The 22,001-nt window shown below is 68.4% G+C and carries 26 protein-coding genes; 8 read left to right on the forward strand and 18 right to left on the reverse strand.

Going from position 1 to position 22,001, the window contains the following annotated elements:
• Positions 1-21: 21 nt before the first annotated feature.
• From QJS31_RS11380 to QJS31_RS11405, 6 genes are all read right to left on the reverse strand, one after another.
• Positions 22-684 carry a hypothetical protein gene (locus tag QJS31_RS11380; RefSeq protein WP_306356641.1) on the reverse strand — a complete coding sequence of 221 codons (663 nt, stop codon included), beginning with the start codon at positions 682-684 and terminating at the stop codon, positions 22-24.
• A gap of 192 nt (positions 685-876) precedes the next feature.
• Positions 877-1,374 (reverse strand): hypothetical protein, encoded by a 498-nt coding sequence (locus QJS31_RS11385; protein WP_306356642.1) that lies wholly within the window; start codon positions 1,372-1,374, stop codon positions 877-879.
• A gap of 10 nt (positions 1,375-1,384) precedes the next feature.
• Positions 1,385-2,278, reverse strand: a complete 894-nt coding sequence (locus QJS31_RS11390; RefSeq protein ID WP_306356643.1) for a hypothetical protein — start codon at positions 2,276-2,278, stop codon at positions 1,385-1,387.
• Positions 2,262-2,846, reverse strand: a complete 585-nt coding sequence (locus tag QJS31_RS11395; protein ID WP_306356644.1) for a hypothetical protein — start codon at positions 2,844-2,846, stop codon at positions 2,262-2,264. The genes QJS31_RS11390 and QJS31_RS11395 overlap by 17 nt, the downstream gene beginning before the upstream one ends.
• An 84-nt stretch (positions 2,847-2,930) precedes the next feature.
• A complete protein-coding gene (locus QJS31_RS11400; RefSeq protein WP_306356645.1) occupies positions 2,931-3,863 on the reverse strand; it encodes a hypothetical protein in 933 nt (310 codons plus the stop codon).
• Complete coding sequence (locus QJS31_RS11405; RefSeq protein WP_306356646.1) at positions 3,860-5,653, reverse strand: hypothetical protein; 1,794 nt, start codon at positions 5,651-5,653, stop codon at positions 3,860-3,862. The genes QJS31_RS11400 and QJS31_RS11405 overlap by 4 nt, the downstream gene beginning before the upstream one ends.
• Before the next feature lie 241 nt (positions 5,654-5,894).
• Here QJS31_RS11405 and QJS31_RS11410 point away from each other — a divergent pair, with 241 nt between their 5' ends.
• The gene (locus tag QJS31_RS11410; protein WP_306356647.1) at positions 5,895-6,479 is read left to right on the forward strand and encodes a hypothetical protein; all 585 of its coding nucleotides are present in this window, start codon (positions 5,895-5,897) and stop codon (positions 6,477-6,479) included.
• 370 nt (positions 6,480-6,849) lie between these two features.
• Here QJS31_RS11410 and QJS31_RS11415 read toward each other — a convergent pair.
• Positions 6,850-7,988, reverse strand: a protein-coding gene (locus QJS31_RS11415) for an IS3 family transposase (protein ID WP_306356648.1) whose coding sequence is annotated in 2 segments (ribosomal slippage) — positions 6,850-7,701 and positions 7,704-7,988 — 1,137 coding nt in all. Because the reading frame shifts where the segments join, the coding sequence is not laid out codon by codon here.
• A 44-nt stretch (positions 7,989-8,032) separates the two neighbouring features.
• The gene (locus tag QJS31_RS11420; protein WP_306356649.1) at positions 8,033-8,593 is read right to left on the reverse strand and encodes a class I SAM-dependent methyltransferase; all 561 of its coding nucleotides are present in this window, start codon (positions 8,591-8,593) and stop codon (positions 8,033-8,035) included.
• An 82-nt stretch (positions 8,594-8,675) separates the two neighbouring features.
• Here QJS31_RS11420 and QJS31_RS11425 point away from each other — a divergent pair, with 82 nt between their 5' ends.
• Together QJS31_RS11425 and QJS31_RS11430 are read left to right on the forward strand one after the other, a co-directional pair.
• Positions 8,676-8,900: a hypothetical protein gene (locus tag QJS31_RS11425; protein ID WP_306356650.1), complete on the forward strand. Its 225-nt coding sequence runs from the start codon at positions 8,676-8,678 to the stop codon at positions 8,898-8,900.
• Positions 8,897-9,727: a methyltransferase domain-containing protein gene (locus QJS31_RS11430; RefSeq protein WP_306356651.1), complete on the forward strand. Its 831-nt coding sequence runs from the start codon at positions 8,897-8,899 to the stop codon at positions 9,725-9,727. The genes QJS31_RS11425 and QJS31_RS11430 overlap by 4 nt, the downstream gene beginning before the upstream one ends.
• A 30-nt stretch (positions 9,728-9,757) precedes the next feature.
• On the opposite strand, the gene QJS31_RS11435 is transcribed toward QJS31_RS11430, so the two are convergent.
• Both QJS31_RS11435 and QJS31_RS11440 read right to left on the reverse strand, forming a co-directional pair.
• Positions 9,758-10,168, reverse strand: coding sequence for a hypothetical protein (locus QJS31_RS11435; protein ID WP_282782772.1), 411 nt, complete (start codon positions 10,166-10,168; stop codon positions 9,758-9,760).
• A 44-nt stretch (positions 10,169-10,212) separates the two neighbouring features.
• Positions 10,213-10,644 (reverse strand): SgcJ/EcaC family oxidoreductase, encoded by a 432-nt coding sequence (locus tag QJS31_RS11440; RefSeq protein WP_306356652.1) that lies wholly within the window; start codon positions 10,642-10,644, stop codon positions 10,213-10,215.
• 88 nt (positions 10,645-10,732) lie between these two features.
• Between QJS31_RS11440 and QJS31_RS11445 the strand changes: the two genes are divergently transcribed.
• The 3 genes from QJS31_RS11445 to QJS31_RS11455 all read left to right on the forward strand — a co-directional run bounded on the left by QJS31_RS11445 (position 10,733) and on the right by QJS31_RS11455 (position 12,533).
• Complete coding sequence (locus tag QJS31_RS11445; RefSeq protein ID WP_306356653.1) at positions 10,733-11,038, forward strand: helix-turn-helix domain-containing protein; 306 nt, start codon at positions 10,733-10,735, stop codon at positions 11,036-11,038.
• The gene (locus QJS31_RS11450) at positions 11,002-11,562 is read left to right on the forward strand and encodes a hypothetical protein (protein WP_306356654.1); all 561 of its coding nucleotides are present in this window, start codon (positions 11,002-11,004) and stop codon (positions 11,560-11,562) included. Before QJS31_RS11445 ends, QJS31_RS11450 begins: the two co-directional genes overlap by 37 nt.
• A 113-nt stretch (positions 11,563-11,675) precedes the next feature.
• Positions 11,676-12,533 carry a hypothetical protein gene (locus QJS31_RS11455; protein WP_306356655.1) on the forward strand — a complete coding sequence of 286 codons (858 nt, stop codon included), beginning with the start codon at positions 11,676-11,678 and terminating at the stop codon, positions 12,531-12,533.
• Positions 12,534-12,551: 18 nt separating this feature from the next.
• On the opposite strand, the gene QJS31_RS11460 is transcribed toward QJS31_RS11455, so the two are convergent.
• The 4 genes from QJS31_RS11460 to QJS31_RS11475 all read right to left on the reverse strand — a co-directional run bounded on the left by QJS31_RS11460 (position 12,552) and on the right by QJS31_RS11475 (position 15,356).
• Positions 12,552-13,400, reverse strand: coding sequence for an MHYT domain-containing protein (locus QJS31_RS11460; protein ID WP_306356656.1), 849 nt, complete (start codon positions 13,398-13,400; stop codon positions 12,552-12,554).
• 227 nt (positions 13,401-13,627) lie between these two features.
• Positions 13,628-14,545, reverse strand: a complete 918-nt coding sequence (gene pdxS / locus QJS31_RS11465; RefSeq protein ID WP_029924241.1) for a pyridoxal 5'-phosphate synthase lyase subunit PdxS — start codon at positions 14,543-14,545, stop codon at positions 13,628-13,630.
• 131 nt (positions 14,546-14,676) lie between these two features.
• Positions 14,677-14,874 (reverse strand): SCP2 sterol-binding domain-containing protein, encoded by a 198-nt coding sequence (locus QJS31_RS11470; protein ID WP_306356657.1) that lies wholly within the window; start codon positions 14,872-14,874, stop codon positions 14,677-14,679.
• A gap of 32 nt (positions 14,875-14,906) precedes the next feature.
• On the reverse strand, positions 14,907-15,356 hold the full coding sequence (locus tag QJS31_RS11475; protein WP_306356658.1) for a helix-turn-helix domain-containing protein: 450 nt from the start codon (positions 15,354-15,356) through the stop codon (positions 14,907-14,909).
• 80 nt (positions 15,357-15,436) lie between these two features.
• On the opposite strand from QJS31_RS11475, the gene QJS31_RS11480 reads away from it, so the two are divergent.
• Positions 15,437-16,576, forward strand: a complete 1,140-nt coding sequence (locus QJS31_RS11480; RefSeq protein WP_306356659.1) for an acyl-CoA dehydrogenase family protein — start codon at positions 15,437-15,439, stop codon at positions 16,574-16,576.
• 170 nt (positions 16,577-16,746) lie between these two features.
• Here the strand turns inward: QJS31_RS11480 and QJS31_RS11485 are convergent, their stop codons facing one another.
• Complete coding sequence (locus tag QJS31_RS11485; protein WP_221937838.1) at positions 16,747-17,214, reverse strand: transglycosylase SLT domain-containing protein; 468 nt, start codon at positions 17,212-17,214, stop codon at positions 16,747-16,749.
• A 241-nt stretch (positions 17,215-17,455) separates the two neighbouring features.
• Positions 17,456-18,163 carry an EthD domain-containing protein gene (locus QJS31_RS11490; RefSeq protein ID WP_282782788.1) on the reverse strand — a complete coding sequence of 236 codons (708 nt, stop codon included), beginning with the start codon at positions 18,161-18,163 and terminating at the stop codon, positions 17,456-17,458.
• Between the two features lie 189 nt (positions 18,164-18,352).
• Here QJS31_RS11490 and QJS31_RS11495 point away from each other — a divergent pair, with 189 nt between their 5' ends.
• Positions 18,353-19,630, forward strand: coding sequence for a hypothetical protein (locus tag QJS31_RS11495; RefSeq protein WP_306356660.1), 1,278 nt, complete (start codon positions 18,353-18,355; stop codon positions 19,628-19,630).
• A 66-nt stretch (positions 19,631-19,696) separates the two neighbouring features.
• Here the strand turns inward: QJS31_RS11495 and QJS31_RS11500 are convergent, their stop codons facing one another.
• Together QJS31_RS11500 and QJS31_RS11505 are read right to left on the reverse strand one after the other, a co-directional pair.
• A complete protein-coding gene (locus tag QJS31_RS11500) occupies positions 19,697-20,740 on the reverse strand; it encodes an NUDIX hydrolase (RefSeq protein WP_306356784.1) in 1,044 nt (347 codons plus the stop codon).
• On the reverse strand, positions 20,740-21,864 hold the full coding sequence (locus QJS31_RS11505) for a glycosyltransferase family 4 protein (protein ID WP_029924234.1): 1,125 nt from the start codon (positions 21,862-21,864) through the stop codon (positions 20,740-20,742). Before QJS31_RS11505 ends, QJS31_RS11500 begins: the two co-directional genes overlap by 1 nt.
• Positions 21,865-22,001: the final 137 nt, after the last annotated feature.

The following is a 22,001-nucleotide window of genomic DNA, read 5'->3' on the forward strand; positions in this document are numbered from 1 at the left end:
GGGCTCGCCGGTCGCGCTCCGTCAGTGCGCGCTCGCGCGTGCCACCATACGATCGGCCAGCTGCGCGACATCGATCCCCGATGCGGGCTCGTCGGTGGCCCCGACCTGCACGGTCACCATCGTGCGACCGATCCGGGCCATGATCGAGTCCACCACCGCTACGGTCGTCCGCCCATCTATCACGATCGTGCTCGTCGTCCGCAGCGCGACACTGTCGTCTCCTACCGTGCGGTAGCCCAGTAGCGAGACCTCCGCCTCGACCGAATCACCGTCGAGGTCTTCAGGTCCCGACCTCGATACCTCGCTCATACATGACCGAAACCGCGGATGCCGGGGCGTCTCGAGGTCGGCGGCCGCCTCCTCGGCCGAGGCCATGACGTCGACCTCCGACGAGATCAGCACCTCCGGGTTGTTGTTCTTCGAGGCGAATCGAGTCTGCGCCCACGGCCCGGTCCGGCCCACCCGCGTCGGCTCGATACCCAGACACGCCACAAGCTCCGGAGTCCACGGATGTTCCTCGTCGCCTGCGCGCGACTCACCAGACTCCACCTCCCGGCTCACCCGAAACCCCCAGGGAAGATCGTCCAGGGACAGCAACACCGACTCGGCCGCCCGCCGGTCGGCTGCGTCCGAGCCTTCAGCGGGTACCTGCGGTGTCGAGCAGGCAAGGACTGCGGCCGACATCGAAACCCCCACGGCCACTACCGAACACCGCACCCATCCGCGCACCACACGATCACGCTATCGCGACATCGGGCAGCGGCCGCCAGCCGGGTGCTCGGATCGGGTGAGGTCACGGGTGCACTGGGCACGTCTGGGACCGCCGTGCCATGACGGCCGTGGTCTGCACGCACAGCGCCGTTGTGGCGCGCCCTCTCACCGCACCAGCGGTGGATGCCCGTCGTGGTCATCGGGTTGGGTTGTGGCGGGCATCCGATGCCGCCACTCCACGACACCGACGAGCATGGTCGCCAACCCGAGCACGAGAAGGGGTAGGCCCCACCGGAATTCAACGTAGCGGCGGGGGAAGTCCGAGCTGGTGTTGACGTACCCGACGCACAACGCCAGCGGTACGCCGATGGCCACCACCACCGCGGCACCGAGTATCCATTGGCCCAAGACCCGTGCTTGGTAGCGCCCCGGTAACAGAGTGGTGATCACGATGGCGATGATGACCAGCAGCAGCGCGGTGATGCCCGGCACGCCGCGGTCGTGCAGCGACCACAGCGACAGCGTGTCGCGGTCGCGGTTCACACTGAACAGCGGCGCGAACATGCCGCCGCACACGGCCAGGGCACCGATCGCGCTCACCAACTGAAGCGACAAACGTTCACCGGCGCGGGTGGACGCGGATGCCATCCACTGTTCTGACATGGGCACCAACCTATGAGTCGTGGGAGAGGTGGTCGTGCTGCGCGGGCCTGTGCGGCCCGGGCGGATCTTGGTCCCGGCCGACATCGAGCAGCCGGTAGGTGCGGACGCGTTCCGCGGCCCGGTGGTCGTTCAACTCGCCGCGGTGCTCGGGGTGCTCGTGGTAGAAGCGCAGCAACCAATAGGTCGCGGGTGCACCGATCTTCATGAATCGGACGTCCACGCGCAGGACACGCGGGGTGGGATGTCGGTACGAGCGCACGTCCAGCCTCAGCGTTCCACTTTCGTGTAGGGGCAGGGGCGTGATCGCGACGATGTCGGCCCAGGCGATCGAGGTCGGGAAGAGGTGTAGTCCGCGCGGCACGGTCACCGCGCGAGAGGTCAGGGTGAGACGTCGGATCGATTTGTTGAGCACATAGCACGGCAGATACAGGGCCGTGACCGCGACGATCACCGCGAGGACGATCGGTGCCGGAGCTCGGGCGCTGGCCGATGCCGGCAACTCCGCGAGCACATCGCCTGCCAGCGCCGTCGAGCCCGCCACGATCGTGCACCCGAGAAGTCCGGTCATCGCCAGCGTCGTCGCCGCCGACTGGGCGATCACGGTCCGTCCGGCCGTGGCCGCGATCTCGTCACCGTCGACATGCAGGCGGCCTCGGGTGCGCTGGCGGGTGGGCGCGAGCGCGCACAGGCACAGAAACAGGACGCCGGAGGAGATCAGGAACGCCGTTGTCGGCCACCGATACTGCTCGATGGTCCGGATACCGGACACGACCAGGTACACCCCGACCGGGCTGAACACCACCAGCCCCACCCACTCCATGCCGGTCAGCCCCTCACCACCCCAGCCTTCCGGGAACGGGTAGTACGTGCGCACCGACCGGCGACCGCTACTCGTTGAGGCCACGAGTCACCCCGACCACCAGCTCTACCGCGGCCGTGACCTGGTCGTCGGACATCTTGAGCTCTCGCATTGTCGGCCTGTCCATCGAACCCTCCTGATGGCGGATATCCAACTGCCCGGTCCAACAGTTGATGAAGGTGCTGACGCTGAGCCGGCCCATGGGGCGCTTGTCGCGCAGTCGCACGGGCGCGCTGTACCCGGATTCCGGGTACAGATAGGTGAGATCGACACCCTCGACCGAATCGCTGGCCCGCTTCAGGCTGATGAAGCCGGACAACCCCGAATCCGATTCGACGTGGCACATGACATCTGTGCCGGGGCGATCGAGCAGCTCACTATCCAGTGGCCAGGTGGATTGCTCGACACGCAACCCGACCGCGCCCAACCCAGCGAGCAAGTCGCGCACCGGGTCACACAACTCGCGCACGGTATGCGCCCGGGTGGTGGTCGCAGCCACCGTACTGGTCGAAACCGGCTCGCGACCGATCTCCGGTGGGTCCGCGATGACCGAATATCCCAGCAGTCCCGGCGCTATCGCCACCATGACCATCAGCGCAGTGGAATACCGCACCCGTCCCCCTCAACATCGACAACCAACGCTCCTCGACCAGTAGACCGGCCAGTACCGAATTTCACCACACGCCATCCCCCCGGGTCAGCGGATGTTGATGGCGACGACCGCGGGCCGGTCGCACATGTTCGCGCCAATCGGGTCGGTGGGCGTGCTGGTGCGTTGCGACCCGAACGCGCAGACGACGGCGACGACGTGGGAATCCTGGACCAGTACAGCCGACGGCTCGTCGATGCGTGCGTAGTCCGGACCGATACGGCTGCCCCGAAAGAGCAGTTCGTGCCGGTGGGGGTCGTTCTTGTCGGGGAAAGACGTGTCAATGTCGGGCTTGCCGTCCAACGCCGAGGACACGACGGTTTGCGGCCTGCGTGGCCCCTGATCGGGGTGCGGGCTCAGCGGGTAGTCGTTCGTGGTGGATTGCGGGTAGTGGTCGATCTGAAAGGTCTCCACGTCGACCACGGTCGCCAGTGAGGGCTCGTTCTTACGGGAGGTGTAGGCGGCAATGTACCGTGCTCCGGCGTCCCGAATTCCGAACTTGGGTTCGGGCAGGTCACTCGGCAGGTCAAAGGTGGTCCCGGTCGCGGTGTCGACGACAATCCACCGATGCGGCCCCGCCGGCTGCCACTGATCCCACCGGGTCACCAGGTAGCGTCCGGCCCGCACCCATTTGCCCAGGGTCGCATTCGGCCGGGTCACCTCCCATCGCTGTCGACCGGACGCCGCGTCGAGGGCGATGAGACGGTCGGCCAGGACCAGATACACCGAGGTGTCGTCCTCGACGAGGCTCACCGGCGTCCCGCCGGCGTCGACGGCCGCGGAAACAATCTGGTACCCCGACAGCTGGTATGGACCCGACAGCGGGATCTGCCACCGGACCTCACCACGCGTGCCGCAGCTACCGGCGTCACAGAACACCGGCACGCGGTCGCGCGATCCTGCGTCGGTCCCGTCCTGCCCGCAGCCAGCGCCCGCTACGAGCAGCGCGCCCGCGATGGCGGCTGTCGGTAGAATTCTCATGCGTCACACCGCTTTTCGGCGCAGGTGAACAGTGTCGCTGTGGTATCGACGGAGTAGTCACTCCTGCTCAGGAACCCTCGATGAATGAAATACCGCCACACCGCGACAGTGGGAAACCCCTCAGGGGAGACGACGAGTTGCAGCCAAGAACGGCCCAGCAGCGTGTCACCGGACACCGCGAAGCGGTTCTCATACCAGTCCCATTTCGCCAGCCTGCGCACCCGCTGCCTGGTGCAATCGACATCTTCACAGTCGTAGAGCACCACCTCGGCGTAGGCGGGATCGACCGTGGCCAGCATCGGCATCCCGTCCGGACCGATGCTCAGCGCCGGGGGCGCGTGTCCATGGCCTGGGGCGGTGATCCGAGCGGTTCGCGGTGCGCGGCAGATGATATCGGCGCAGACCGTGGTGTGGATCGACCCATCGTGCACGTCCTGGTAGGCGAGGACGATCTGCCCGTCGGATGTCACTACGACCTGTGGCGGACCGGGGTTGTGAACCGATTCGGGAACTATGGTGACCGTCTCGGCCACCGTGCCCGACATCAGCGCAGTCAGCTTCAGCACACGATCGGCGGTGTAGGCCAGCACCAGCGACCCGTCCGGATGCTGGGTCAGCCGCGGTGCCCCACCGAACACGCTCCTCCGCTCATAGGGCACCGTCACCGGCATCGCGCAGTCGCTGGGGGTGCAGTCGAACACGGAGAAGCTGTCTTCACCGGGCCCGTCGAGCAGCGCCGCGGCGAAACCCGTAGCGGTCTCGGTCACCGAGGCATACATCTGGATGAGCCCGTCGACCTGGCCACTGTCCTCGTCGTAGCGGCGAATCTCGGTCTTCTCGCAGTGCGCGTCGTCGCCGTGGCAGTACCACGCCGTGATCCGCACGGCGCGGCGGGAACGCTCCTCGTCGAGCCCGAAAACTGTGCCCGCCCGCGTGATCGCGACAGCACGACCGGGCATACCGTCGCTCACCGGGGCGTCGAACGGATACCACAGTCCATGGCCAACCCGCTGCGTCGTTGTCGCGACACCGCTGACGGTAGCGGCGACGACGACCACGCCCGCGGTCACGACCACAACCACTACGGCAGCCGCGTGCTGGGCGGTGGGACGTGGCGCGGTAGTCAGGCCGACCTCCCGCCGCCACAGATGATTCATGACCAACACCGCCAACGCCGCCGCTACCGCGACGACTGCGAGCAGGATCCACGGCCGGACCGTCTGGATACCGATCAACCAGTACACCGCGCCGGCGGCAGTCGCCACCGGCGCGCAGCGCACCAGCACCTCCCGCTCCGGTCCGTCCAACGCGCGATCGACCACCGCAGTACGCGCCAGCCGCTCCGGAATCGCCGGAGACCAACGGGCCCACAGAAACAGCCCGATCAGCGCCGCGGCCGTGAGGATCAGCCGCTCCGACACCTCGGTCCACCGCATCACCAGCCACGCGACCCCACCCAGCCCCGCCAGTACGGCGCACAGCTTCACAGTCACCACGAGACAGCCGAGCACCCGGTCCCGCATCGACCTGTCGACATCGCCGCCGCCCACGCTGTCGCCGATATCCACCATCGCGGCCACGACCACCGCCCCCAGCGTCAACACGGCCAACAAAACACCGACAACGGCATTCGCGGCAGGCCAGCGCAGCGACTCGAAGCCGGTATCGACACGAACCATGTGCGGGTCCGTGATCGGGATCCAGGTCAAAATCACCAGCACCGCCGACATCACCGCGGCCGGTAGCACGATGATGGCCACGGCCCGCGTCAGCCGATACACGAAATCCACTGTCTCCCCCGGTCCTTCACCCTCCGAACGCACAGCGACCGCGACAACGCGCTCCCACTGCCCGGCCCGTAGATTACAAGCCGATCCAGCGCACAGCCGTCCGGCCTGCCACGGCAGCAGGTGAGCCGGCACGCACCACCGCGGCCCTCAACGGCGATCGTGCCGATGCGAGGACCCGCGACCACCGATGCCATCCGTCTGGGGGCCGGCAAGGCACTCAAAGTGATCTCCGCGGGGCCGGTTGTACCGGGAGACTCACGCGACGTTCGAGGACTACATCGCCGACCGCTGGCAGATGGAACGCACCTACGCCTACCGGCTCATGGACGCCGCCGCGATCGCCGAGCCGATCGTGATGTTGCCCATGGGCAACAAAATCAACGAGCGGCAGACCCGGGAGCTGCTGCCCGTCGCCAAGAGTCACTGCACCGCCGCCGCGGTGGAGCTGTACATGTCGCTGGCCCACGAGGTCGCCGCCGCCGGCAACGGCTCCCGCCCGAAGGTCACCGCGGAACTGGTGAAGAAGACCACCACCGCCACCATCGCCGCGCTGCCCCCGGGTACCGAGTGGGACCGCGAGACCGTCAGCCAGATCGTGCGCACCGTCCTTGGCCTGGCCGATGACCCCTCCGACGAGGACCAGGCCGACGCGGATGACACACCGACGTGGTTCGCCACCGAGGAAACAAGGTCGCGACCCTGGCCGACAAGGTCGCCAAGCGCGCCCAACAGCATCCCGACGAGGCCCGCGCGCTCGCGGCATCGCTCATGCAGCACGCCCGCCGAATCGAGAAAGCCCTCAAGAACGCCCAATGAGCTGTGTTGAGTCCCACTCGGAGGGCTCGCACGCAATGTCCGTCATGGTCGCGACCCATGACGGGCATTCGATGTGCAAGGGAGTGGTGGGGCAGCGGCGCCTTCCCATGTGCGCGGAATGGCTTCCGTTCCGGAAACGATCAGCTCTTCTCGCGCCTGTGGTAGATCGATATGTGCTGGTTGGCTTTGTGGTTCATCGGTTCGTAGGTGTAGCTGGCGTAGCGAGTCTCGAGCTCCAGGTCGGCCAATTGGGCCATGAGGTCGAGTTCGGAGGGCCAGCAGTAGCGTTCCTCGACGGGCAGGAACTCGACACCGTCCGAGCGGAGAGTTGCTTCCTGGAATCGGATCCGTTGGGTGTATCGGTTGGGACTGCTGCAGGATCAGTATTCGACCGGCGTCAAACGGCCGAGGGCGGCTTGACGTCGGCGGCGGTGGTAGGTCCGTTCGATCCAGGTGACGATCGCGATGCGTAATTCCTCGCGGCTTCTCCAGGATCGGCGGTCGAGGACGTTGCGCTGCAAGAGCGCGAAGAAGCTCTCCATGGCGGCGTTGTCCCCGGCCGCCCCGACACGGCCCATCGACCCGGCCATGCCGTGACGAGCCAAGGCGCGCACGAACTTTCGGCTGCGAAATTGGCCGTATTCAATCGGTCGTCGGTCGGTGTGCAGAATGCAGCCGGCCACCTCACCGCGGCGGCCCACCGCATTGTTGAGCGCACGCACGGCCAGCCCCGACTTCATCCGCGAGTCGATCGAGTAGCCGACGATCCGGTTGGAGTAGAGGTCCTTGACCGCGCAAATGTAGAGCTTGCCTTCCGCGGTGCGATGCTCGGAAATGTCGGCCACCCACACACGATTCGGGGCTTCGGCACGGAAGTTGCGTTGGACCAGGTCGTCGTGGACCGGCGGCCCGACCTTGCCCTTGCCGCTGCGCTTCTTGCCGAACACGCTCCACCAGCCGTGGTCCGAGCAGATCCGCCACGCAGTCCGCTCGGCCATCGGCTCGCCCGCAGCGCGAGCCTCGTCGGCAAGGTATCGGTAGCCGAACTCGGGATCGTCGCGGTGGGCGTCGAACAACGCGTTGGCCCGATACGCCGCCTCGAGCTCGGCGTCGGTGACCGGCTCGGCCAGCCAGCGGTAAAACGGCTGACGGGCCAGCTTCAGCACCCGACACGTCACCGCGACAGGGATTCCGTCGACGGCCAGCTCGCGGACGAGCGGGTAGATCATTTTCCCGGCAGGCTCGCCTGGGCGAAGTACGCTGCCGCACGTTTGAGGACCTCGTTCTCCTGCTCCAGCAGCCGGATTCGGCGCTTCGCCGCTCGCAGCTCGGCCGACTCGCTCGAGGTCTTGCCCGGTTTGGTTCCCTCGTCGATATCGGTCTGGCGCATCCATTTCGACAACGTCATCGGATGCACCCCGAAATCGGCGGCGACCTGCTCGAGGGTCACCCCGTCGTCGCGGTTACGCGCGACGCGCACGACATCGTCACGGAACTCACGAGGGTAGGGCTTGGGCACAGCGACATCCTTCCAGCCCACCCGAAGGCAAGCCAAATCAGGTGTCACCTATCTATGCAGCAGTCCCGTTTCACGATGGTCGCGGAGAACTGCAGGGTAGTGGGTGTGAAGTTCCGCAGTGTCATGGTGCGGGCCGGGCTGAGCAGTTCCGGTGAGGGGATGAATGCCTCCAGGATGAACCGCCCGTGCGGGGCAAGGTGTTCGCTGATGCTGCGGAAGCACGCAACTTGACGTTGCTGGTCTGCGAGGTGGAAGAACGAACTCGAGGTGCAGTAGATGAGGTCGAAAGGGCCGGGGACAGGGATATCGGCCATGTCGCCCAATGAAGCGGTGAGTGGGAGATCGGCGGCCTTTGCGACCAGTTGGGCGAGCATGGCCTCGGAGATGTCGAGACCCTCGACCGGATAGCCGCGGCGGGCGACTTCCACCGCGACTCGTCCGGTTCCGCCCCCAAGCTCCAGTATCCGCCCGGATTCGGGGAGGTGCTTGATCAAGAACTCCGCTGCGTCGTGCGCGGGGTTGGAGGCGTGCCAGTCGTCGTAGACGTCGGCCCACTGGTCCCACAGTTGGGCTTGCTGGCGGGCATGTTCGTTGTCCTGAACCATGGTGCGGTTTCCCTCCCAGATGGTGGTCCGGCTAGGCCGGCGCATCCGCTGTGGCTTCCTCGGGGGCGCGGTAGGAGCGGAGGTGCTCGACATCTTCGATGCCGACGGCATGGACATCGCGTTCTGGTACACGTTCGCGTCGTACCATCTGCCCCACCGCGACGATCCCCGCACCGACCTGGACCTGGCCAGCAACGGTGTGGTGAAGGTGCACGACCCGGCGCGGCGCACCGCGCCCCGGCGCTGGGAACCCGAGGCGGCGTTCGCGGCCCTCGCCCGCCGAACTTCCGGTACAACGGCATCATGACCGAGCACACCGCCGGGCCGTCGTTCCACGCCGATCGGATCGGGGACGACGAGCAGCAGGAATTTCTCGTGGAGGTCCTCGACGCGCAGGCCGCGCTGCCGGGGGTGCGGCGGTTACGGGAGTGGACCAGGGCTGCCCTGCGGATCGCGGCCGGGGGTCGAGCCCTGGATATCGGGTCGGGGACCGGGTCGGAGGTGCTGGCCATGGCGCGGCTGGCGGGGCCCGGCGGCGCGGCCGTCGGGGTGGACCCGAATCCCGGCATGCTGGCGGAAGCGCGGGCACGGGCCGCGGCGGCGGGAATCGCGGCGGCGGGAATCGCGGCGGAGTTCGTCGAGGGCAGCGGGTACGCGCTGCCGTTTCCCGACGACAGCTTCGATGCCGTGCGATGCGAGCGGGTCTTCCAGCATCTCGACCATCCGGAGCGGGCATGCGCGGAGATCGCCCGGGTGCTGCGGCCCGGTGGCCGGGTGGCCCTGATCGACAGTGACTGGTCGACCGCCATCATCCACCCGGGTGATCCGGATGTCGTTGCGGCACTGCTGGAGTCATGGCTTTCCCACACCGCGAACCGCCATTCCGGCCGCCGCCTGCCCGGGCTGCTCTCCGCGGCGGGGCTGACCGTCGACGACATCGGGGCCGATGCCGTGGTCTGGGACCGCTCCTTCATCGACACCATGCTGACCGCGGGCCTGGACCAGGCCGTGCGCGCCGGTGCCGTCACTCCCGACCAGCGCGACCGCTTCCTGACCGACCTCATCCGCGGCGCCGAGACGGGCGACTACCACTGCTCGGTCACCATGTTCGCGGTGGTCGCCCGCCTACCCTGACGACTGCGGTCCCCGCGTGGGGCACCGCAGTCACCGCCGCATCCGGCGCAGGCCGACGCATTCGAGTCCAGCGAACACCGCCACGAAAAGCGCGCCGGTGCACAGAAACACCTGTCCCCATCCGGTGAGCGGCAGCGCAGCGGTGGCGGTCAGCGCGATCATGCCCACCGCCGACAATGCATTGACCGCCACCACCGCGCGCACGGCACGGACCGGAATCTCGGCGCGCCCGGCCAACAGCAGCAGTGCCGCCGCCCCGACCACCATGATCACCCCGAACGGAATCGACCAGGCGAGCGGCAGTCCCAGCGGTTTTCGCAGTACCGGTGCGGTGGCCAGCAGGAGCGCACCGAAGGCACCCGTACTCCACCCGTCCACGCGCAGCGCGCTCCGCAGGAAACCGGGTCCGTGATCCGTCTCGGCGGGTGTCGTCATCACCATGTGGAACAGCCTTTCTCGCTTCGCGATTCATTGGGAGTCAGGACTCAACCCGCATCTATCTGCCGGTGCGTGTTGTGGAAGTTCGTGAACCGCCACGCACCGTTCACGCGCGTCACGATTCGGGTCTGGATCGACTCTTCGGCGGTGCGCACGCCGGATGGGGACGGGCGCGGGGTGATGGTGACCATGACGGCGAGGTCGGGAACGGGGAAGTCGATGGTGCGCGTGGTGGGCTCCGACATGCGGGTGCCACGCATGAAACCGTCGAGTCCCTGCTGCATGACGGCCGCGAGTTCGGCACGGCCGCAGATGTATTCGCCGATCACGGAGATGAACACGGCGTCGTCGGTGAACGTCGCCGCGAAGGCGGTGCCGTCCCCGGCCGCCCAGGCCTCCATCTGGGCGTGCAGGAGGTCGAGCACGGCGGCGCGCGCGGCCACGGTGTCGGTGGGTGCTGCGTCGGTGGGTGTCGTCATGGCCGTCACGCTGCCAGCGGTCGGGTCATGCGCTCAATGACCTCACAGGTCATCGCGGACAGCATCCGCGCCCGGTTAGCCTGGTCGCGTGACCCGGCCCCCGCAGCACTCCCCGGTCGGCACGCTGCTGCGGGAGTGGCGGCAGCGACGGCGACTGAGCCAGCTGGACCTGGCGCTCGCCGCGGGCTCCTCCGCGCGGCATCTGTCCTGTATCGAGACCGGCCGGGCACGCCCCAGTCGGGCGATGGTGCTCACCCTGTGCGAAGCACTGGATGTCCCGCTGCGCGAACGCAATACGGTGCTGCTGGCGGGCGGTTTCGCACCCGAGTACCGGGAGGCGATCTCGGGAACGCGGATATGGCCGCCGCGCGGGCGGCCCTGTCGGCCATGCTGACCGCCCACGAGCCCTATCCGGCCGTCGCGGTGGACCGCTATTGGAATGTGGTCGCCACCAATCGCACCATGGGCCTGTTCGAGGACGAGATCCCCGCCCACCTGGCCACCGAGCCATTGAACGTGTACCGACTCGCCCTGTATCCCGGCGACCCCTCCGCCGCCTACATGGTGAACTGCGCCCAGGTCCGGGCGTACCTGCTGGACCGGCTGCTGCGGCAGGTCCGCGCGACGGGCGACCCGGCGCTGCGCGACCTCTACGACGAGGTGTCCGCCTACCCGATGCAGCCCGAGGACGAATCCGACAGCGCCGCACTGCCTTCGAGCCCGTTCTCGGTACCGCTGCGCATTCGCACCCCGCACGGCGAACTGCGCCTGTTCAGCACCATGGTCACCTTCGGCGCGCCCGCCGACGTGACGCTCGCCGAACTGGCCGTCGAATTGTTCTACCCCCTGGACGATGCCACCGCGGCGGCGCTGCGCGCGCTGGCCGAGCCCCGGGTCGAAGCAGACCGGCGCGGCTGACTTCCGGTGCCAACCTCACCAGACCCTGCGGTTCGGGCTGCGGTTCCGGCGCACACTGGACAGCACGGGTGGGCGCTCGGCATGCGCACGACTCATGAAGGACGGTGAGTGGCATGACCTCCGCCGAAGACCATCTCGCCACGGATCATCTCGATGTGCCGGAGGCACCGCCGCTCGACGCGGACGACGCGATATCCGCCTTCGCCGCGGCCGCGACGACGCACTGGAAATCCTGGGCGGCGGCCTACGAGGAGTGCCGAACGGCGGGGATGAAGCGGGAGAAGCTGATGCGGGCCGCCGCGGACGCGCTCTCCACGCCGGACACCACCCAGCAGGAGCGAATCAAGGACGACAAACTCGCCGTCTTCGATACCGCCTATCGCACCCAGCGGGTCGGCCACAGCGATACCTACACCAAGCTCGGCTGGGCATTGCGCACCACGTGGCGGGCGGCGACCGACAGCACGTCCTATTACGAGAACACGCCGCAGCCCAGCGCGGGACGCATTCTGTCCTGGCAGAATCAGCGGTGCTCGGCGCGGGAGCCGTTGCGCAACTCCGACATCTACTACTTCCAGTACTACCGCGCCTCCACCACGCACCCTCTGCCGCCGCTGCGCTACGTGCGCAGACAGCAGGCGTACGCGCGGACGACGCAGCCCGTCTACGACTATCTGCGCTACCTCCACGACCCCGCCGGGGACGGCGCCCTGCCCGCGGCCGTCTACCCGGCCGGTACGGCGAAGTACTACGCCCTGCTCGGCACCATGAACGGCACGGCCCCCGCGTTTCTGGTCATCGACTGGGCTCGGGAGCTGGGTGTCGCGGGAATCTCCGCCATCGAGCTCGACGCCGCGCTCAACATGTACTTCCACTTCTCCCCCGCCGAGCCGGAGTCCGGGGCCACAGCGTCGAGTTCGTCGAGCAGTTCACCAAGCAGTTCGTCGAGCAGTTCGTCCAGTAGTTCGTAGAACTCGACTACGGAGAACTCAATAGCGGCGGTGCCGTGACCGCAGCGACTGGGTGGGGAAGTCGTCGGCGGGATCGGCCACCGCGCCCCCTCCGTCTCGGCTGGGCCAGAACCGACTCGCGCGCTGCCCGCGGATCCGGCTCAGGTCGGGTTCGTCGATCTCGGTGATGCCCACCTGGAGCAGGGTCAGCATGGTCACCATGCTGACCGCCACGATGAGCGGCGCGAGCAGTTGGCCCGCCTGCGCACCCGACGGCGGGTGCACGTGTTCGGCGGCGTGCGCGCTCATGGAGAACATTCCGGTGTAATGCATTCCGGATACCGCCACCCCCATGATGAGGGCCGCGCCGACCGTGGAGCCGAACCCGCGCACGTGCAGGGTGAACCACAGTGCGGCGGTGGCGGCGACAATGGCGATCACCAGGGACAGCAGGACGATCCAGGGGTCGTAGCGCACCACCGCGTCGGTCTTCATGGCGTACATGCCCGAGTAGTGCATGGCCCCCACCCCGAGCCCGGTGATCGCGCCGCCGGTGATCAGGGCGAACGCCTCGGCGTGCTGATGAACCACGATGGACAGTCCGACCCACACCACCCCCATGGCGACGGCGGCGCTGAACAGCGTGACCGGTACGTCGTAGCGAATGGTGGTGTCCCGCACCGAGAACCCGAGCATGGCGATGAAGTGCATGACCCAGATGCCGGTGCCGCCGAGGGCGACGGCCCCGATGGCCACCCATCCGCCGTGCCCACCCCGCGCACGGGCCCGCACCATGCAGCGCAGCGCCAGCAACGAGCCGGTGACCGACATGACGTAGGCGAGGACCGGCGTCAGCCAGCCATAGGTGAATTGATCGATCTCCAGCATGCGGACTCCTTGCCAGAATGCTTCACTTCGACAGTTCACCGGCGACTGGCTCGAAGGCTAGCGAGGAATCAGCAGGTCGTAAATTTGCCGCAGCATAGTCCGCGAAATGTTGCCGCGTTTGCTGGAGGGTATGCGCGCAGGTAGCGGGCGCGCGGCCGGGTCGAGCCGGGACGACGGATTCCTGTCTCCCGGCCTTGACTCAGCGCACGGCCCGCTACCGCCGTGGCTTACCAGCCGCGCTCGGCGAGGCGGTGCGGCTGCGGGATCTCCTCGACATTGATGCCGACCATGGCCTCACCCAGGCCACGCGAGACCTTGGCGAGCACGTCCGGATCGTCGTAGAAGGTGGTGGCCTTGACGATGGCGGCGGCGCGCTGCTCCGGATTGCCGGACTTGAAGATGCCGGAACCGACGAACACGCCCTCGGCCCCGAGCTGCATCATCATGGCGGCGTCGGCCGGGGTGGCGATACCACCGGCGGTGAACAGCACCACCGGCAGCTTGCCGGTCTGGGCCACCTCGCGCACCAGCTCGTAGGGGGCCTGCAGCTCCTTGGCGGCGACGTACAGCTCGTCCTCCGGCAGCGAGGTCAGGCGGCGGATCTCGTCGCGGATCTTGCGCATGTGGGTGGTGGCGTTGGAGACGTCACCGGTGCCCGCCTCACCCTTGGAGCGAATCATGGCCGCGCCCTCGGTGATTCGGCGCAGCGCCTCGCCCAGGTTGGTCGCGCCGCAGACGAACGGCACGGTGAAGGCGAACTTGTCGATGTGGTTGGAGTAGTCCGCCGGGGTCAGCACCTCGGACTCGTCGATGTAGTCGACGCCGAGGGACTGCAGAATCTGAGCCTCCACGAAGTGGCCGATCCGGGCCTTGGCCATGACCGGGATGGAGACGGCGTTGATGATGCCGTCGATCATGTCCGGGTCGCTCATGCGGGAGACGCCGCCCTGGGCGCGGATGTCGGCGGGCACGCGCTCGAGCGCCATGACGGCGACGGCGCCCGCGTCCTCGGCGATCTTGGCCTGCTCCGGCGTGACGACATCCATGATCACACCGCCCTTCAGCATCTCGGCCATGCCGCGCTTCACGCGGGCGGTGCCGATGGTGGTGGTGTCGGACGTGGTCACGGCAAACTCCTGTGTCATCTGGGCCTATCGGATCTCGCTCGGAATCGAACACCCCGATTCTAGGCCCCTCCCCCGGGCCACTAGATAGCCAGTCGAGTACGACTGGACCGCCTACCCGCCAGCCCAGTAGCGCAGATCACGTTTACCGGCTATCCCGCCGCTACGGGCGGCAGCGGGGTCAACCGCAGCACCGACGGCATCCGGCGGGTCAGCATGCGCGGACCGGTGAACTCCAGGCGACCGGTGCGGATGGCATGGTCGATGGGCAGGCGACGCAGCCACACCTGGTACAGAGAGCTCACGTCCGAGGTGATGGTCACATCCACCGCGAAGCCTGGATCGGTCACGCACACCGACGGCACGCCCGCCTCCACCACGATCAGTAGCGGCGCGGATCATCGGTGAACCGCACGCCGAGCACCTGACGCTTGCCCGGGAACGACGAGGTGTCCAGGCGGGTGTGCATCCACCACACCAGCAGATCGGCATCGAGTTCCTCCGGCTGCGGCTCGCCGAAGGTCCAGCGCGCACCCCAGTGGCCGAGTCCGAACAGGATGGGTTCGAGGTCCCGCCCGGCGGCGGTGAGCCGGTAGCGCTGTTCGGACTTCACGACCAGTCCGGCGCGTTCGAACTGCCGCAGCCGTTTGGCGAGCAGGCTGCGCGACAGGCCGGGCAGCCCGCGGGCGAGATCGTTGAACCGGCTGGTGCCGGTGAGCAGATCGCGCAGGATGAGCAGCGACCAGCGTTCGCCGAGCACATCCAGGGCACGGGAAATCGGACAGTACTGGCCGTAGCTTTCACTGGATGAGCCTTCGCCAGGTGCGCGCATGGAGACCTCGCCGGGGGTGCGATCGGGGAGTCCATTTTCTGGACTATCCGGTTATCGCAGGCATCCCTAACTTTCGAAACATGACCTCTACCGACGTGCACCTCCCCACCTCCACCGCCACCTGGGTCGCCGCGGCGACCGGCGTCGGCACCGCCGTGCGCGACGGTGTCGCCGACCGCGACCGCAGCGGCGAGATCGCCACCGACGCGGTCGATCTACTCCGTTCCTCCGGCCTGTCCCGGGCGCTGGTCCCCGTCGAATTCGGCGGTGGCGGTGCCACCCACCGCGATCTGGGCGCGGTCCTGCGCGAGTTGGGCCGCCACGATCCGTCCACCGCCGTGGCCTTCGCCATGCATACCCACCTGGTGGCCGCCCAGGTGTGGCGGCACAAGCACGGCATGGACGCCGCCGCTGTCTTCGAGAAGGTGGCGGCCGGGGCGATCCTGGTCAGCACCGGCGCGTCGGACTGGGTGGAATCCAATGGCCGTGCCCGGAGGGTGGACGGCGGCTACCGGGTGAGCGCCCACAAGCTGCCCGCCAGCGGATGCGAGGTGGGCACCATCGCGGTGACCAGCGTCCGCTGGGACGACGCACCGGAGGGACCGCAGGTGCTGCACTGCGCCATCCCGCTGTCCGCGCCGGGGGTGCGGATCGAGAAGACCTGGGACACTGTGGGTTTGCGGGCCAGCGGCTCACACACCATCGTTTTCGAGGAGGTCTTCGTCCCGGACGTGGCGATCTCGCTGGTGCGCCCGGCGGGCGTCTGGCCGCCGATTCTGAACGTGGTGGCCGGAGCGGCCATGCCGCTGGTGCTGTCGGCCTATCTCGGCATCGCGGACCGGGCGGTGGAATTCGCGACCGGACTGGTGGCGCGACGCGCCGAGGAGCACACCGTGGCGCTGGTGGGCGAGATGGCGAACGCCCACACCACGGCCGCCGATCTCATCGACGCCATGTTCACCGCCGCCGACGATCTGGCCTTCGCCAATACCGACGAGCATGCGGCCCGTACGCTCAGCCGCAAGACGGTGGCCGCCGACAATCTCGTCGCGACGGTGCGGCTGGCCATCGAAACCGTTGGCGGCGTGGGCTATTCACGCACCAGCCCGCTCGAAATGTGGTACCGGGATATCCACGGCTGCCTGTTCCACCCGCTGCCGCGCGCCAAGCAGCTGCGGTTCAGCGGCAACGTGCTGCTCGGCCGCGGACCGCTGGGGTAGCCGTACCACGAGGCGATGGCGGCGTAGACGCGGACCCGGGACCGGGCGCTGCACCAGCCGGTCACCGTGCCGCTGACGGCCGTGGTCTGACCACCGAGGAGATCACCGAGCGCTTCGGCTGCTCCGATGGCGTTGACGCCCCGACCTGCGGGAGGCTGGTACCACCGCGATCAGTACCAGCCGTTGGCCTGCCAGAACGCCCAGGCGGCGGTGGGGCTGCCGTAGCGCGCGTTCATATAGTCGTAGGCCCAACGGATCTGGGTGACCGGGTTGAACATCCAGTCCGGCCCGTGGCTGGCCATCTTGTGCGCCGGAAGCGCCTGCGGCAGACCGTAGGCGCCGCTGGTCGGGTTGAGCGCGAAGATATCCCAACCGCTTTCGCGGGTGATGATGTTGTCGAAGGCCGGAAACTCGTGCGCCGGAACGATGATCAGGGCGATGGCCTTGGGCGTGAGCCCGTACAGGGCCGCGCCCGCGCTCAGGCCCAGACCCAGCAGATTCGGCACCAGGCCACCGGCCACGGGCGCGGCGTCCTCCGCGCAGTGCGCCGTGCACTCCGCCTTCGCCGTCGCTGCGCTGCCGATCGTCATCGCACCGGCCGCCAGCGCGGCCACGATGAATTTCGCGACATATCGCATTCCGGAGAGCAAACCACTAGTTATCCGAAATGCCGGTATTCGCTATCGGCGTGTCCGCGCGGAAAATACCGCGGGATCTGCGCCGTTACCCCGCGATGGGTCCGATGACGAGTAGCGTCGCCCAGTATTCGGCCGCCGACGGGCCCATATAGGGCAACAGGAAGTCGTAGAGCAGATAAGACACGAAACCATTCACCTCCAACGAGCGCACCGCATCCGTCACGGCGCGCCGCGTCCGACCCTAGTGGAGATCGCCGCCCGGCACAGCCGCTCCCGGTACCGGACTCAGCGCGTACACGTAGCGACTGGTGGGCACCACATCGAGATCCAGATGCGCTCCGAAGGCCACCACGCTCTCCATCATGCGGGTGATCCGGCGCTGCAACTCGGCCTCGTCGCCGCCGGTGCCGTAGAAGGCGTGCGGGTCGGTCATGGCCGCCATCGGAAACAGTTCCTCGACCAGCGCGTCGACCCGTTTACCGTCGGTGATCGGCTCGACGACGGTGTTCTGGACGTACCCGAACGTGGCCTGCGTTTCGATGGCGACCGTGGTGTGCGTACCGTGCCAGTGCCGCAACCACTCCTCCCGGGTGAGGTCAGCGGGAATGCGCAACAGCGCCACATTGGCCAGCGCCTCGGCCCGCACCCCGTCCCCGGTCGCCGGCGCGACGATGGGCACCCGCTCGTCCACGATCCATCCGTTCACCTCGTCGGCCACGGAACGCAGTGCGGTGGTGACGGATTCGTGCCCGCCCTCGGTACGCACACCGACGATGGCGGCGATCGGCTCCGCATAGGTGCTGTGCCGTACCTGCGCCGCCGCCACCGCCGCGTCCCGCACGTTCACCTGCAACTCGGTGGCGCCGCACTCGGCCAGCCGCCGCCGCAACTGCGCACCGTGCAGAAGTTCGTCCAGACCCGCGCCCCACAGCGCGTACATCAGCTTCATATCGATCCCCCGTGGCCGCTCGGCAGTATCCGAAGCCACGGTAAGCGGGCCACCCCCACATCGAGCGCGCAATCGCGAACCTGTCCCACCCATCGGGCGTATGTGCCGCCACGCCCAACGAACAACCGTATCGTGCCGGGCCGAATATCCGATTGCTCCGAGGTCGGCTGTCGCACAGGATTGTCGGCGATGACTGATGTACTCGAATCGGCCCGCGGCCTGTTGGCCGCGGGCGATGTGCCCGGTGCCGTGCGCGCATTGCGTCCGGCGGCCGAGACCGCTCCCCTTCCCGAACTCGCCGACGTGGTGGCGCAGGCCGCGGCCGCCATCGGTTTCGACGACCTGACCGAGGCGGCCCGCGCGGCGAGCGGAACACCCGGCGATCCGGTGGCCCTGTTCCACTTCGCCGTCGGCTGCAAGGAACGCGGAATCGCCTTCTGCGCGATTCCGGCGCTGCGGGCCGCACTTCGCCTGGCGCCCGGCCAGCTCGCCATCCTGGGCAGCCTGTCCGATGCTCTGGAACGCGAGTACCGCCACGGGGAGGCGGCGGCGCTGCTGGCCGAACACGATGCGGTGCTCAGCGCGTGGCCGCACCGCTATCTGCTGGTGTTCAATGCGGTCCTGGCCGACGATCTGCCGCTGGCGCGCGAGCAGTTCGCGCGTCTGCCCGCACCCGAGGACCGGGACTGGTGGCCCGCCTACGATCGGCTGCGAAATATGCTGCGGCGCGCGGAGATGGCGGCGACGGCCGGTCCGCTGGATGGGCAGGACCTGCGCGGCTGGCATTTCGTCATCACCGGCGGCTATCTGGCGACCATGTCGCCCTTCGGTTTCGCCGCCGGAATGACCGGCCGGTGGGCGTACACCCAGGACAGCCACGGCCAGTGTCGGCAGACCCTCGATCGGGTGGCGCTGATGCTCGCGGCGGCCGAACGCCGTCCGCGCACGGTCTCACTGCTCCCCGGCCGCAGCGACCGCATCCTGGGCCTAGCGGCGGCCGAACTGCTCGGCCTCCCGGCGCTGCCGTACACCCCGGACGCCACCGACACCCTTGTCGTCGCCTACGACCTGCGCGAGCTGGACGATGACCTGGAGCCGACGCTGCGGGACCGCGCCGACGGCCGCATCCTGTTCGAGCACGCCTCCTGCTGGACCTCCCCGCCCGCGCTGAGCGCGGATATCACCGGTCTGCTGGGTCAGCACGTGGTGCCGCCGTGGGAGGCACGGCTGCGCTTCACTCCCGACGGCGTCCGTGACGACGTACCCGCCGACGACCGCCCGGAAGCGGAGATCGCCGCCGATATCGTCGCCGCCGACGGCACCCCCGACCCCGGCGACGGCGACACCCCCGCCGATCCGGACACCGCCCTGACCGCCTTCGTCACCACCACCCGCCCCGCCTGGCTCACCGGTCCCCGCTTCGCCGTCGACTCCCCCGGCCCCGTCCGCAGCAACCACTTCGGCTGAAACCGCGAGGGGGAACTGGTGGCGGCATCGCCCGAGTGGCTCCCGCCACCAGTTCCCCCTCCGCGGTCAGCGGATGGAGCGGACCTCGGGGTCGGTGTCGGCGGACGCGGCCGCGAGGGCTTCGGGGAGGAGTTGGTCCAGGTGGTAGGGGTAGACGGTTTCGCCCATGCGGTCCAGGTCGACGATGTCGGCGGGGGTGCACCATTTGTTGCCGGAGATGCAGCGGCGCTCGACGAAGGTCAGGTTCGCCGGTTCGGGGGTGAAGGTGCGCACGCGCAGGACGAAGAACAGCTCCTCGGAGCGGATGAGCTCGCCGTTGAACGGGAATACCGCCACGCGCCGCCAGAGCGGGCCGCGCAGCTGGGAGGAGTCGGCGGTGTAGCCGGTTTCCTCGTAGAGTTCGCGCACCGCGGCCGCGCGCAGGGATTCGCCGGGGTCGACGCCGCCGCCGATGGTGAACCAGAACGGGATGTCGGGGGCCTTGGGGTCGTTGCCGCGTAACAGCAGCACCCGATCCTGTTCGTCGAGCAGCACCACGCGGGCCGAGGTGCGCACCGTGTCGACGTCCAGACCGGTCGAGGCGGCGGGGGTCACCCGTTCGGCGATCTCGAAGTAGGTGGGCAGCGGCGCGGTGCCGCCGAGGTGCAGCAGCCGGACCAGGCGGCGGGTGCGCAGCGCCAGGGTGTCGCGGACGGCGTCGTTGTGGAAGCGGCGCGCGATGAGCACCCGGGCCTCGGCGTCGGCGAGCTCGGCCACCAGCTGCGGCGGCAGATTCGTGATGTCGACGGCGGACAGCGCTGCCGCCAGCTGGTTTTCGACGGTTTCCCGGTCGCGCCAGTTGGCCCGCTCGGCACGGTCGGCCAGGGAGATGAGGCGGCGGGCCTGGTCTACGACCTCGGTATCGGCCTCCGGGCGGCCGATGGTGGTGGCCACCGACCGCGCCACCACCGCACGCCGCGCCAGGGCGGCATCGAGGGCGTGCCGCGCCTGGTCGCCGCGCACATGCAGCCGGTCGAGCCGGTTGGCGGTGGTGTAGGCCCACACGCCGACGGCCAGGATCAGCGCCGTCACCAGCGCGAGAACCAGGATGGTGGTCGCGGAGAAGGTGATCATCCGGCGGTCCTCACCCGGGTGTCGCCGACGGTGACGGTCTCGTACACACGCAGGATCTGTTCGGCCACCACCGGCCAATCGTATTCGCCGACAACCTGATTGGCGGTGCGGATGTATTCCTCGCGCCGCCGGGTGTCGGTGAGCATGGTGTCCAAGGCGGTGGCGAGGCGGTCCGAATCGCCGACGGGCACCAGCATTCCGGCGGTGCCGTCACGCAGCACCCGGCGGAAGGCGTCCAGTTCGCTGGCCACCACGGCGGTCCCGGCGGCCATGGCCTCCACCAGCACGATGCCGAAGCTCTCGCCGCCGATATTCGGCGCGCAGTACACATCGGCGCTGCGCATGGCCGACGCCTTCTCCGCATCGCTGACCTGCCCGAGGAAGCGCAGATGACCGGCGTTGCGCCCGGCTTCGCGCCGCAGCCGCTCCTCGTCACCGCGCCCGACGATCAGCACCTGCACGTCGGGGTGGCGGCGCACCAGCTCGGGCAGCGCGCCCAGCAGCACCTCCATCCCCTTGCGCGGTTCGTCGTAGCGGCCCAGGAACAGCACGGTGCCGCCCGGTCGCGGATAGCCGTCCAGCAGCGGCGCGTGCGCGAAGGCGGGCACGTCGACGCCATTGGGGATCTCCACCGCATCGCCGCCGAGCGCCTCCACCTGCCAGCGCCGCGCCAGCTCGCTCACCGCGATACGACCGCTGATCTTCTCGTGATACGGCCGCAGCACGCCCTGAAAAGTGCTGAGCACCAACGATTTCGTGGTCGAGGTGTGGAAGGTGGCGACGATCGGCCCCTCGGCGATCTTGAGTGCCAGCATGGACAGGCTCGGCGCGTTGGGCTCGTGGATGTGCAGCACGTCGAAGTCGTTCTCGGCGATCCAGCGCCGGATGCGGGTGTACGCGGTGGGTCCGAACGACAGTCGCGCCACCGACCCGTTGTAGGGGATGGCGACCGCGCGGCCCGCCGACACCACGAAATCGGGCAGCGGGGTGTCGTCGGCGGCGGGCGCGAGCACGCTCACCTTGTGCCCGCGTTCGATGAGTACCTGCGCCAGTTCCACGACATGCGCCTGCACTCCACCGGGAACGTCGAACGAGTACGGGCAGACCATGCCGATTCTCATAGCGCGCCTTCCCCCTTGTGTTCGGTGGCGTCGACCCGGCCGTCCGCATTCGGCGCGACCGCCGCGCCGTCGACGGTCGCCGCGACATCGGCAGGGTCGGCACCCGCTGCGCCGACATCGGCCGCGCCGGTAGCCCC

The sequence above is a fragment of the Nocardia sp. CC213A genome (assembly GCF_030766805.1).
Classification (GTDB): Bacteria; Actinomycetota; Actinomycetes; order Mycobacteriales; family Mycobacteriaceae; genus Nocardia; species Nocardia otitidiscaviarum.